Source organism: Ochrobactrum soli (assembly GCF_003664555.1).
GTDB lineage: Bacteria > Pseudomonadota > Alphaproteobacteria > Rhizobiales > Rhizobiaceae > Brucella > Brucella teleogrylli.
The window spans coordinates 75260-87751 of the sequence record NZ_RCHH01000003.1 but is presented as its reverse complement, the minus strand read 5'-3'; the positions used below and the strand labels follow the sequence as shown (position 1 = coordinate 87751).

Sequence of the window (12492 nt, the reverse complement as noted above, 5' to 3'; positions counted from 1 at the left end):
GACGATCAAGCGGGTAGCGTAAATGCAGCGGGCTTGGTGTTTGAGACCGATAATTATCACATCAACGGTCGACCGCTCAATCTGGTTCAAGGAGCTAATGGAACGGCGCCGTTTATACAGGTCGGTGCGGGAAGCGATCCGGCCGTTACGGCCACAATCGACACCGTTTTGCAAGGAAGCGCGGGCTTGACTAAAACGGGCGTTGGCACGCTGATTCTGACGAAGGATACGACATATAGTGGTACCACAACGGTAACCGCTGGCACTCTTCAATTGGGTGATGGTGGACACGAAGGCGGGGTCGATACGGATGTCGAATTGAATGGTAGTCTGCTTGCTGACACTGCGCTCGTATTCAATCGTTCGGATGGGTTTCATTTCCAGCATTCGATCAGTGGCAACGGTGAAGTTATCCAGCGCGGCACCGGGACCACAGTTTTCGCTGCAAGCAATAGCTTTTCTGGTGGTCTGACTGTTGAGATTGGGACGGCGCAAGCTGGCATCGCGGACACTGCGTTCGGCGCAGGCCGTGTGGCCGTGGAAAAAGGTGCCACGCTCAATCTTGCTGGATTCAACCAAACCATCGGGGGGCTCGTCGGCAACAAAGACGACAAGGGTGATGGTGAAATCCAGCTCGGTAGCGGAATCCTGACACTCAATCAGGATTTCAATACTGATTTTTCCGGTAAGATTTCTGGTACAGGCGGTCTCGTAAAAAACGAGAACGCTAAGCTGACGCTGTCGGGTACAAATGACTATTCCGGTGTTACCACTGTCAATGGGGGCTCGCTGGTGCAAGGCGCGCAAAACGCGTTTAGCAAGATGTCAGCTTATACCGTGGCAGACGGAGCGACACTCGATCTAGGCGGTTTTGCCACCGGCATGCAGTCACTGGAGAACGGCGGTACAGTTGATTTCGGCGGTATTGGTGGTACTACGCTTAACATTGCTGGCGATTATGCTGGTGGCGGTACGCTCGTCATGAGTACTGTGCTGGGTGCGGATAACTCCACCACGGACCAGATGAAAGTCGGTGGCAATACGTTCGGAACGACATCGGTTGTAGTCAAGAACCGGGGTGGTCTTGGTGCCGCGACCGTAAATGGTATCGAACTGATCGATATCGCGGGGAACTCGGGCGGCAAATTCTACCTTCAAGGTGATTACACGACCAAGGATGGGCAGCCGGCCATTCTGACCTCGTCGGCCTATGCCTATACCTTGCAGAAGGGTGACGCGAGCGGGTCGAACACTAACGATTGGTATCTGGTCAGTCAGTATACCAGAAGCAATCCGGATGGCCCCAATCCGCCGGCTTGTGATGATCCGAATGGTTGTCCTGGGAATCCGAGCAATCCAAGTGGACCATCCCGGTTTAGTCCCGCCGCTCCGGTATATACGTCTTATGCTGCCAGCATGCAGGCACTGAACCAACTGCCGACATTGCAGCAGCGCCGCGGGGATCGTTACCTTAACAAGTCAGGATCACTTCGCGGCTCCTCGGAGGCTGGCGAGACGGATGATCGGGCCATTTGGGCACGTATCGAAGGTGCGCATAACCGTCTGGAGCCGAATACGACTGCCGGGCATGTGCAGCAGGATATCAATACTGTCATCATGCAGGCTGGTGTCGATGGGCAGTTCTATGAGGATGAGAGCGGTCGGTTGATCGCAGGCATTACCGGTCAATACGGCAATGGTCGTGCCAGAACGGCGAGCAATTTTGACGATGTCAACGGTGGTGGCGAGCTGAACACCCAAGGCTGGGGTCTCGGTGGAACCGTTACCTGGTATGGCAATGACGGTTTCTATGTCGATGGGCAGGCGCAGGCCAATTGGTACAAAACCGATCTCCGCTTTGGCGGCGGCAACAACGGGCTGACGAACGACAATAATGGCTTCGGTTATGCGTTCAGCGTGGAAACCGGAAAGCGTTTCGATATCGATGAAAATTGGTCGCTGACGCCGCAGGCGCAGCTGATATTCTCATCGGTCGATTTCGATACGTTCTCGGATAGCTACGGCGCGACTGTCAGCAATCGTGACGGCAACAGCCTCAATGGTCGTCTTGGGCTTGCCGCCAATTACGCCAATAGCTGGCAGGGAGCGGATAGCCGCATGGTCAATGCCAACGTCTATGGCATCGCCAACCTCTATCAGGAGTTCCTTGGTGGAACGAGCATCAACTATGGCGGCACCCGGATGAAAGCCGATCAGGACCGTACATGGGCGGGCGTTGGTTTCGGTGGCACATATGCCTGGGCGGACAACAAATACTCCGTCTATGGTGAAGGCACCGTGAACACTTCGCTCAACCACTTTGCGGACAGCTATGCCGTCAAAGGAAACGTAGGCTTCAAGGTGAACTGGTAGGATCAGCATAACAAGAAGAGCCCCAACAGGCTCTTCTTGTCGCTCCATCTCGATGCTGGCGCTGGGCTTGTGGCTTCCTGCTTTTGCCATCGGGTACGCAATGACATCAGGCCGCAATGCATTAGATGGACTGAGCGATGTTGTCAGGCATTCGTCTATTGCGAGACATTGAAGCAAAGACTGCTCGGGAGCATTTCCGGTAAATCCGAAGGACTTGCAGGGAAAAATCGGACAAGGCTGCTCCCCATTCATTTTGGATAGGCAAAACATACCCTAAGCAAAAAAGAAGCGCCGGTTTGATTGTATCAAATCGGCGTTTTCGTTTTCAGAGCAAGAATTCCGCTCGCCGTGAAACTTCGGTAGATTGTCGCGGTTCAGTCCGAGGCGCTTGATGAGCGTTTTAATTCGAGTGGACAACCTCTACCGAACTCATAGCTGGAGTTGGTTCAGTGAAAGCCGGATCGCTTTAGCTGGTTCAACCGCTGCTTCTCACGCACATCTTATCCGAAACAGCTTTGGGCATTTCGGATCGCGCTTTCGAAATCAGTCGCCATTCGTCAGGCGAGGCGCGACTTTCTCGATCTCACCGATCAGCTCCAAAAGATTGCGGCTGATATGGCCATGCAGGGAGGCTGCCACTTCGGGATATTCTTCCAGAATGCGCCGGAAGATGGAGCGGCTGATGCGGATCACTTCGGTTTCCGCTTCGGCAACCGCGCCGGTCAGGCGTGATGTCTGGGCGATGAGAGCCATCTCACCAAGCATCGCACCGGGGCCAACGGGGCGGATCGATATCCGCCCCTCATCAGCGTCGTGAAACAGGGTAATATTGCCGGAAACGACGATATAGGCGCAGTCGGCGCTCTGGCCTTCACGAAAAAGCTCGCGGCCCGCGCGCAGCACAAGCCGCTCGGCGCCGAAGGCAAGGAGGCGCAACTGTTCCGGAGTGAATGACTCGAACAGGCCCACCGTGCCCAGAATGCGAATATCGTCGTCTAGCGCCATAGAGTGTCAATACACCTGCATCGGGCGCTGTCCATCACGGGACAAGCTTGTATCCCCCGCTTTCTGTGACGAGAAGCGTCGCGTTGGACGGGTCCTTCTCGATTTTCTGGCGCAGACGGTAGACATGGGTTTCAAGCGTATGGGTCGTCACGCCCGAATTATAGCCCCAGACTTCCTCCAGCAGCACATCGCGACCGATGACCTTGTCGCCAGCACGATAGAGATACTTGATGATCGCCGCTTCCTTCTCGGTCAGGCGAATCTTCGCACCCTTCTCGTCGATCAGCAGCTTCTGTCCCGGCTTGAACGTATAGGCGCCGACCGTGAAGGTCGCGTCTTCGCTCTGTTCATGCTGGCGCAATTGCGCGCGGATGCGGGCAAGCAGAACGGCAAATTTAAACGGCTTGGTGACATAGTCGTTCGCGCCGGATTCGAGACCGAGGATCGTGTCCGATTCGGTGTCATGTCCGGTCAGCATGATGATCGGGGACTTGAAGCCGCCTTTGCGCAGAAGTTTGACAGCCTCGCGGCCATCCATGTCCGGCAGACCCACATCCATGATCAGAAGATCGACGATGCCATTGCGGGCAGTCTGAATGCCCTTGGTGGCATTGTCTTCTTGCAGGATCTGGAATTCTTCACACAGCTCAAGCTGCTCGACGAGGATGGAGCGGAGATCTTCGTCGTCATCCACAATCAGAATTGTACGGCCTGTCATGCCTGTCCTCGTTACTCTTTGATTTAAATATGGCTCTTCGTGTTTTATGACACTTAATGGCCAGAAGTTGAAGCGGCGAAACGCGAATCAGGCTTTCGCACGCCTCAGGGGCGAAGTGTAAACATATTTTGCCCGAAAACTGAAAATGGAGACGGCAGCGTGACCAGATACCAAGGAGGCCGTGGGGTCGGCATCATCAATGTTCGGGCCAAGCCGGGCCACAAAACGCGTGGGCTGCTTACTGCTGGCAATCTGGTGCTGGAATGCGCGCTTGGCAAGGGCGGCATCAGCGCTTTCAAGCGCGAGGGCGATGGCGCAACGCCTTTAGCCGCCATGCGTCTGCTTTATGGATATCGTCGCGGTGACAAGGGCAACCTGCCATCGTCGCGGCTGCCTCTGCGCCAGATCCGCCGTCTGGATGGCTGGTGCGATGCGCCGGGCGACCGCAACTATAACCGGCCGGTGCCGCTGCCTTACAAGGCCAGTCACGAGGATATGTGGCGCAAGGACGAGCTTTACGATGTTTGCATCGTGATGGACTGGAACATCCTGCCGCGTCGCCGCGGCTGCGGCAGCGCCATTTTCTTCCACCTGGCGAGGCCGGGCTATACGCCGACCGAGGGCTGTATCGCATTGAAGCGCGCCGACATGGCGCGCCTCTTGCCGCATCTATCGGACAGAACGGTCATTCGCGTCCTGCGATAGTTCCGATTTTCAGTGCGCCGGTGCGGGCACGATTTTCACCTCGTTGCCCTGCACGTCGTAAAGTTTTCCGCCGAGGAAATAGTCGCCGTCGTGCAGTTCTGCGATGTGGTGATGACGGATAATGCGCTCGGTGCCTTCCGAAAACACCGACATTTGATCGGAATTACCGGTCTTGAACTCATTGAACAGCAGGTTCAGCACGATGGCCATCAGCGCAGCCGAGCTGATGCCCGAATGGAAAATGGTTTCAAACCAGTCGGGAAACTGATGGTAGAACTGCGGTGCGGCAATCGGGATCATGCCGAAACCGATGGAAGTGGCCACGATGATCAGATTGACGTTGTTCTGATAATCGACCCTCGACAGCGTGCGGATGCCGCTGGCCGCGACCGTGCCGAAAAGTACGATGCCCGCACCGCCCAGAACCGCTGGCGGAACACAGGCAATCACGCGCCCCATCACCGGCAGCAGGCCGAGCGTGACAAGAATGAGACCGCCGGTCGCGACGACAAAGCGGCTTTTAACGCCCGTCACCGCCACAAGTCCGACATTCTGCGCAAAGGCGCTCTGCGTGAACGAGCCGACGATTGGGGCAAAAATGCTCGACGCCATATCGGCGCGCAACCCGTTGCCGAGCCTGCGGGAATCGACCTTGGTGCCGATGATTTCGCCCACAGCGAGAATATCCGCAGAGGTTTCCACAAGGGTCACCAGAATGACGATGAACATGGAAATGGTCGCAGCGATGCTGAAGACGGGCATGCCGAAATGAAAGATTTCCGGAAAAGCCATGATCGGGCCTTCGCTGACGCGTGAAAAATCCGTCATGCCGAGCGCCCAGGCGATCAGCGTGCCGCACACCATGGCGAGCAGGATGGACAGGCGGGAAATGGTGGCGCTGCCGATCTTGCTCAGGATAAGCACGAGCGCCAGTGTAAGCCCGGCCAGACCGATATTGGACATGCTGCCGAAATCGGGCGCATTGCTGTTGCCGCCCATCGCCCAGCGGGCCGCAACGGGCATCAGCGTCAGGCCGATGGTTGTGATGACGATGCCTGTCACGAGCGGTGGAAAGAAGCGCGTTATGCGTGAGAAAATCGGCGTTATCAAAAAGCCGATAAAGGCCGCCGCCATGACGGAGCCAAGCACGACTTGCAGGCCTGCTTCGCCGCTGCCGCTGGACGTGACAATGGCCACCATTGTGGCAACACCGGCAAAGGAAACGCCCTGCACGAGCGGCAGCTGGCATCCGAAAAAGGGAATGCCGATGGTTTGCAGCACAGTGGCGACACCGCCGGCAAACAATGAGGCAGTGATGAGTAGACCCACTTCACCGGGGCTCAATCCTGCGGCCTGACCGATAATCAGGGGAACCGCAACAATGCCGCCATACATGGTCAGCACATGCTGAAAACCATAGGCAAGGTTTGCAGCAACCGACAGTTTTTCATCTTCAGGGCGCGAAACTGCATCCGCCCCGGACAGGTGCGTATTCAATGCTACTCCCTCCCGGCAGACGGGTTTAGACCAGTCTGCTCTCTCCGTTCTCCCTGCGCAATCGTGTTGTGGCTGTCCGAGTTGTGCCGCACACAAAAATACGCATGTCTCCTCCAAGACAGTCGTCAGAGTATAACGGCACCCGTCCGCATGACTGTGCGTGTTTTGCTTGAAATTGTTTTCGACGCGGGAAGGCTAATGTCGTGGTTGGGTTTAGCAACCTGTCATTTTCATCGCTTCTTGCAGAACCGTGAAAACAGCTGGGTCTGTCGATTGCGCCACGTTGAAGCGCAGATAGGCGCTTGCCGTGCGTGACGGGCTGAATACATCGCCGGGCGCCATAACGACACCCTTGTCCAGAGCGTGCCTTGCAATGGTGCCGGAATCCATGCCGTCGGGCAAGCGCGCCCAGAGAAACATGCCGCCTTGCGGTTCGGCCCAGAGTTCCAGCCCTGCGGCTTTCAGGCGCTTGGCGGTCAGCGTCATCGCGTCGGCGAGCTTGGCGCGCATGCCTTCGATGTGGCGGCGATAGGTGCCATCGGTCAAAAGCGCATGGACGATTTGCGCCGAGATCGAATTGCCGCCGAAGGTGGTGGCGAGCTTCAGATCGGTCAGGCCGTCGATCCAGTCACTGCGCCCGGCAATATAGCCGACACGCGCCGCAGCCGAGAGCGTCTTGGAAAAACTGCCAATGTGCAGCACGCGCTCGAACCCGTCGAGTTCCGCCAGCAGCGGTGCTGGCGACGGATGGAAATCGCCGAAAATATTGTCCTCGACGAGAATGATGCCGTGTGCTTCCGCGAGCTTCAGAAGACGATGCGCGGTTGCGGGCGACATAACGCCGCCGGTCGGATTTTGCAGGCCCGCATTGGAAATATAGAGTTTCGGGGCGTGTTCGGTGGCAGCCTTGGCGAAGGCGTCGAGGTCCGGGCCGCTATGCGTATAGGGCACGCCGATCAGCTTGACCCGGTGGGTCAGCAGCACGGCCTGAAAGTTGAAATAGCACGGATCGTCCACCAGCACGGTGTCGCCCGGCTGGAGCAGAAAGCGGCAGATGAGATCAATGGCTTGCGTGCCGGAATCGGTCAGCAATATCTCGCCGCCGGAAATATCCATGCCCTGTTCCGCCAGCCGGTGCGCGAGGTGGCTGCGCAACGGGCGGAAACCGAGCGGTTCGCCATAGGTGGCGAGATCGCTGCGCTCGTCGCGGGCAATGGCGCGCAGCGCACGGCGGATGCCCTCAAGCGGCAGCCATTCATCCGGCAGCCAGCCGCAGCCGGGCTTCAATGTCTTGCCTTCGGTTTCCAGCGATTGGCGCATGACCCAGAACGGGTCGATCTGCCGGTCCTTGTGTGGTGTGGTGGTGGCCAGCGAAAACGGCTGGCGTGCCCGTTCCGACACGTAGAAGCCAGCACCACGGCGCGAGTGGATGATGCCTTCTGCCACCAGCCGGTCATAGGCTTCAACCACGGTGGATTTGGAGACGTCCATGGTTTCGGCAAGGCGGCGGATCGACGGCAGGCGGGCGCCGGGCGCAAGGCTCATGGCCGCAATGCGTCCGCGTATAATGGACATGACTTTTTCTACGAGCGAGGTTTTTTCAGCAATGCCGTTTTCATCACCGCGCGCGCTATCGACGCCCGCATAGGCGGCTTCCACGGCTTCCAGGCTGCGCAACAGGCCCGTCGATATCATCTGTACTCTCTTTCGTATCAGTACAGTTTGCCAGAATTGTCCGGTAACTGTCTCTGATTATTTCGGCAAGTTCGCGGCATTGTCCGCGAAATTCATAAACGATTTTGCTGAAAGCTGAAAAGACACATGCGCGAGAATGTTGGGAACAACGGTATTGGCAACAAGACCGCCGGTTGGATGAATGGGTTTCTGGGCGTGCTGATTTTCTCGGGCTCGCTGCCTGCGACACGTCTTGCCGTCATCGATATTGACCCGACCTTCCTGACCATGGCGCGCGCGTCGATTGCCGGGCTGTTGGGCATGGCGCTGCTGCTGGCATTTCGCGAACCGTTTCCGCGCAAAAGCGATGTCATTTCCCTGATCGTGGTGGCGCTGGGCGTGGTGGTCGGCTTTCCGCTGCTCACGGGTATTGCGCTCCAACATATGACCTCGGCGCACGCGATTGTCTTTATCGGCCTGCTGCCGCTTTCGACGGCAGTGTTCGCTGTGCTGCGCGGCGGCGAGCGGCCGCGTCCGCTGTTCTGGCTGTTTTCGATCGTGGGTGGGGCTATTGTCGCGTCCTACGCCTATGGGCAGGGCAGCCAGTCCACGCTGCTCGGCGACGTGCTGATGCTGGGTGCCATCATTGTCTGCGGGCTTGGCTATGCGGAGGGGGCCAGCCTGTCGCGCAGGCTCGGCGGCTGGCAGGTCATTTGCTGGGCGCTGGTCTTCTCGCTGCCGATCATGCTGCCGCTGACCATTCTCATGCGTCCTGAAACATGGACAGGCATTGGCGCGATGGCATGGGGCGGACTGGTCTATGTGTCGCTGTTTTCGATGCTGATCGGGTTTTTCTTCTGGTATCGCGGGCTGGCGCAGGGCGGGGCTGCGACGGTCGGACAGCTTCAGCTTCTGCAACCGTTTTTCGGTCTCATGCTGGCGGCAGGCATTGCAGGAGAGCCCGTCAGCATGGGCATGGTCGCGACAGCGGGCATCGTCGTGCTGTGCGTTGCGGGAGCGAAACGCTTCGCTTAAGCGGGTCTAAATGAATGCCCAGACGGTCGTGCGCTTGACTTCGGAATCTTCCAGCGCACGCGTCACGGGCACCGTATAGACCGCAAGCTGCTCCAGCCGATCCTTGGGCAAATAGGCGCGGCCCGGATCGCCAACGATGATTTCAGCGCCGCGTTCCGCCAATTTTGCGAACCATGGAATAAGCCGGTCGGCCAGCGGCTTTTCATAGAAGACATCGCCCGCCAGAACCACATCCCAGCCGTGATCGGCGCCGATGAGATCGTCAAGGCTGGCCGTCACTGCAACGCCATTGGCCTTGGCGTTGATATCAATTGCGGGAAGCGCGAAGGGATCAATATCCGAAGCGACGACGCTTTTCGCGCCCGCTTTCATGGCCGCGATGGCGACAAGACCGGAGCCGGATGCAAAATCCAGCACAGTCTTGCCACGCACGGCTTCCGGATGGTCGAGAATATAGCGCGCCACGCCCTGACCGCCCGCCCAGGCAAAGGCCCAGAAGGGCGGCGGCAGGCCGATTGTGGCCAGTTCTTCCTCTGTCTTGTGCCAGAGGTCGTGCGCTTCGTCAGCCAGATGCAGGCGGATTTCCGGCACATGCGGCGGTGCTTGCAGGCCGGTATTGGCCAGAATGAAGCTGCGCGTGCTGGTTTCCGCCGGATCGAGCATCAGATATCTTTGGCGTCGAGGCCGCCCATGCGGCAAACCTCAATCCATTCATCTTCCGTCACCGGCTGAACGGACAAGCGCATGGAGGTGACAAGCGCCATATTCTCAAGCTTCGGGTTCGCTTTGACATCCTTCAGGGTGACCGGCTTCGGCACATCGCGAACAGCCTTGATGTCCACGCAATCCCAGCGCGGGTCGTCGGTGGTGCTGTCAGGGTGCGAAAGCGCGCAAACCTCGACAATACCGACCACTTCCAGCCCTTCATTGGAATGGTAGAAGAAGCCTTTGTCACCGAGTTTCATGGCGCGCATGTTGTTGCGCGCCAGATAATTGCGCACGCCATCCCATTGCTCGCCTTTTTCACCACGGGCCTTTTGCATTTCCCATGACCATTTGAACGGTTCGGATTTGAACAGCCAGTAAGCCATTGTGCGTTCCTCGGTAAGCGACTCAGGCGTTGGCGGGATTTTTGAACGACCAGTTCCACGGGCGCACGGTCACGTCCTGAAACAGACCAGCCTTCGCATAGGGATCTTTGGCACCGATGGCTGCTGCTGCCGCCTTGTCTTCGGCTTCGACAACGAGAAGGCTGCCATTTGGCTTGCCATCTTCGCCAAGGAAAGGACCGGCAAACTTCAGCACATCGCCAAGGCTCGTAAGGTATTCGAGATGCGTCGGGCGCGTGTCGAGGCGCACCTGCAGATGGTCGGGCTTGTCGTTGCAAAGAAGTGCAAAAAGCATCGTCTGGTCCTCTAGTCTTCGGTCTTGAGTGGTCGGTTGATAAGGTTGGTTACAGCCTCGTCGATGGTGATCTTTCCGCTGAGCAAAGCGCCAACTGCATCGATGATGGGCGCGGAAATGCCGTGCTTGTCGCACAGTTCCGCAGCAATCGGCGCGGTCGCGACACCTTCGGCCAGAGGCCGGTTGGTCAGGTCTTCGCCGCGTCCAAGTGCGAGGCCGTAGGAATAATTGCGCGATTGCGATGATGAGCATGTCAGCATCAGATCGCCGAGGCCGGAAAGTCCCATAATGGTTTCCGGTTTTGCGCCCATGGCCTGACCGATACGGCGCAGTTCGGCAAAGCCGCGCGTCACAAGGGCTGCCTGCGCGCTCGCACCATAACCGCGCCCGACAGCGGCACCCGCCGCAATCGCCAGAACGTTTTTCAACGCACCGCCGATCTCGACACCTTTGAGATCGGTAGTCGAATAACAGCGGAAAGCAGGACCTGAAAGAAGCGCCGCCAGCTGGTCAGCGGTGTCGGCATCCTCGCAGGCAACCGTTACTGCTGTCGGCAGGCCGCGTGCCACATCGGTTGCAAAGCTTGGGCCGGAGAGGGCGGCGATGCGGTGGTTCGGCAAAACTTCCGCCACCACTTCCGACATCAGGCGTCCGGTGCCGCGTTCGATGCCTTTTGCGCACAAAACGACGGGCGCGGATTGCGGGATGAGGCTGTTCAGTTCGGAAAGGCCTGCGCGCATGGCCTGTGCCGGGATCACGGCCAGAACGGCGTCAGCACCGGTTACAACGTCCGAAGCGCTGGCGCTGGCGTGGATACCAGCGGGCAGTTCGATGTCACCCAGATAGCGCGGATTGCGCCGATCATTGTTGATGGCTGCGACAGTTTCCGCATCGCGGGCAAAGAGCCATGCTTCGTGGCCACTGGTCGCTGCCATGGCGGCAAGCGCCGTGCCCCATGCGCCGCCACCGAGAACGGCGATCTTCGTGCGAGCACTCATGCCTTGGCTCCACGCCGTCCCGTGCCGATCAGCGGCGCGGATTTTTCATCGAGCGGCCAGCGCGAGCGCGGTGCGATGGCAAGCGAATCCGGAGCCTTGGTCGCGGCATGTTCTGCCCCGGCCCAGGCGATCATGGCTGCATTGTCGGTGCAGAGATTGAGCGGCGGCGCGATGAAGCTGAAGCCGTGTTTGGCGCAAAGCTGTTCCAGCGACGCCCGCAGGGTCTTGTTGGCGGCGACGCCGCCCGCAACCACCAGCGAAGGCGTTGCACAGTCGGGAAACTCTGCCTTGAACTGTTCAAGCGAACGCCCGACCCGGTCTGACAGCGTGTCCGCCACGGCTGCCTGAAACGAGGCGCAAATATCCGCAACATCCTGATCGCTAAGCGGCACCAGCTCGGCTGCCGTCTGGCGCACGGCGGTCTTGAGACCGGAGAAGGAAAAATCGAGCCGCGCTTCGCCTTTCAGCGGGCGGGGCAGGGCAAAGCGTTTCGGATCCCCCTGAAGCGCCGTGCGCTCAACCGCCGGGCCGCCGGGATAAGGCAGGCCCAGAAGCTTTGCCGTCTTGTCGAAGGCTTCGCCCAGCGCGTCGTCTATCGTGGTACCGAGACGCTCATAATCATTGAGCCCGCGCACCAGCACCATCTGCGTGTGACCGCCGGAAACCAGCAGCAGCAGATAGGGAAATTCGAGCTTGTCGGTCAGCCGCGCCGTCAAAGCGTGGCCTTCCAGATGGTTCACAGCATAGAACGGCTTTTGCGCGGCCATGGCCAGCGCCTTTGCCGTCATCAGGCCGACGATCAGCCCGCCGATGAGGCCGGGACCGGCAGTGGCCGCCACGGCATCCACCTCGTCGAGTTGCATATCCGCATCCTGCAAGGCGCGCGCGACCAGCCGATCCAGCGCCTCGACATGGGCGCGCGCGGCAATTTCCGGCACGACACCGCCATAGGGTTCGTGCTCGGCGATCTGGCTCAGAACCACATTGGACAAAATACGGCCTTCGCCCTTATCGTTGCGTTCAACGATAGCGGCGGCTGTTTCGTCGCAACTGGTTTCTATTCCAAGAATGCGCATTTGCGGT

At 58.6% G+C, this 12492-nt stretch carries 12 protein-coding genes; 3 read left to right on the top strand and 9 right to left on the bottom strand.

What is annotated here, in order from left to right:
- Window positions 1-36 precede the first annotated feature (36 nt).
- Window positions 37-2373 carry an autotransporter family protein gene (locus D8666_RS05840; RefSeq protein WP_268967057.1) on the top strand — a complete coding sequence of 779 codons (2337 nt, stop codon included), beginning with the start codon at window positions 37-39 and terminating at the stop codon, window positions 2371-2373.
- A gap of 543 nt (window positions 2374-2916) precedes the next feature.
- On the opposite strand, the gene D8666_RS05835 is transcribed toward D8666_RS05840, so the two are convergent.
- Window positions 2917-3378 carry a cyclic nucleotide-binding domain-containing protein gene (locus D8666_RS05835; RefSeq protein WP_109369936.1) on the bottom strand — a complete coding sequence of 154 codons (462 nt, stop codon included), beginning with the start codon at window positions 3376-3378 and terminating at the stop codon, window positions 2917-2919.
- 34 nt (window positions 3379-3412) lie between these two features.
- Window positions 3413-4096, bottom strand: coding sequence for a response regulator OptR (optR, locus tag D8666_RS05830; protein ID WP_078337540.1), 684 nt, complete (start codon window positions 4094-4096; stop codon window positions 3413-3415).
- 159 nt (window positions 4097-4255) lie between these two features.
- Here optR and D8666_RS05825 point away from each other — a divergent pair, with 159 nt between their 5' ends.
- Window positions 4256-4801, top strand: a complete 546-nt coding sequence (locus D8666_RS05825; RefSeq protein WP_121536758.1) for a L,D-transpeptidase family protein — start codon at window positions 4256-4258, stop codon at window positions 4799-4801.
- 9 nt (window positions 4802-4810) lie between these two features.
- On the opposite strand, the gene D8666_RS05820 is transcribed toward D8666_RS05825, so the two are convergent.
- Window positions 4811-6298 (bottom strand): nucleobase:cation symporter-2 family protein, encoded by a 1488-nt coding sequence (locus D8666_RS05820; RefSeq protein WP_121536756.1) that lies wholly within the window; start codon window positions 6296-6298, stop codon window positions 4811-4813.
- 213 nt (window positions 6299-6511) lie between these two features.
- Window positions 6512-7993 (bottom strand): aminotransferase-like domain-containing protein, encoded by a 1482-nt coding sequence (locus tag D8666_RS05815; RefSeq protein WP_121536754.1) that lies wholly within the window; start codon window positions 7991-7993, stop codon window positions 6512-6514.
- A gap of 126 nt (window positions 7994-8119) precedes the next feature.
- On the opposite strand from D8666_RS05815, the gene D8666_RS05810 reads away from it, so the two are divergent.
- A complete protein-coding gene (locus D8666_RS05810) occupies window positions 8120-9007 on the top strand; it encodes a DMT family transporter (protein ID WP_121536752.1) in 888 nt (295 codons plus the stop codon).
- Window positions 9008-9013: 6 nt separating this feature from the next.
- On the opposite strand, the gene D8666_RS05805 is transcribed toward D8666_RS05810, so the two are convergent.
- From D8666_RS05805 to tsaD, 5 genes are read right to left on the bottom strand one after another with little or no spacing between them, the layout of a single operon-like run.
- Window positions 9014-9670 carry a class I SAM-dependent methyltransferase gene (locus D8666_RS05805; RefSeq protein WP_121536750.1) on the bottom strand — a complete coding sequence of 219 codons (657 nt, stop codon included), beginning with the start codon at window positions 9668-9670 and terminating at the stop codon, window positions 9014-9016.
- Window positions 9670-10098 carry an EVE domain-containing protein gene (locus D8666_RS05800; protein WP_109369930.1) on the bottom strand — a complete coding sequence of 143 codons (429 nt, stop codon included), beginning with the start codon at window positions 10096-10098 and terminating at the stop codon, window positions 9670-9672. The genes D8666_RS05805 and D8666_RS05800 overlap by 1 nt, the downstream gene beginning before the upstream one ends.
- Window positions 10099-10120: 22 nt before the next feature.
- On the bottom strand, window positions 10121-10411 hold the full coding sequence (locus tag D8666_RS05795; RefSeq protein WP_121536748.1) for a YciI-like protein: 291 nt from the start codon (window positions 10409-10411) through the stop codon (window positions 10121-10123).
- An 11-nt stretch (window positions 10412-10422) separates the two neighbouring features.
- A complete protein-coding gene (locus D8666_RS05790; RefSeq protein ID WP_121536746.1) occupies window positions 10423-11409 on the bottom strand; it encodes an NAD(P)H-dependent glycerol-3-phosphate dehydrogenase in 987 nt (328 codons plus the stop codon).
- Complete coding sequence (tsaD, locus tag D8666_RS05785) at window positions 11406-12485, bottom strand: tRNA (adenosine(37)-N6)-threonylcarbamoyltransferase complex transferase subunit TsaD (protein WP_121536744.1); 1080 nt, start codon at window positions 12483-12485, stop codon at window positions 11406-11408. The genes D8666_RS05790 and tsaD overlap by 4 nt, the downstream gene beginning before the upstream one ends.
- Window positions 12486-12492 lie beyond the last annotated feature (7 nt).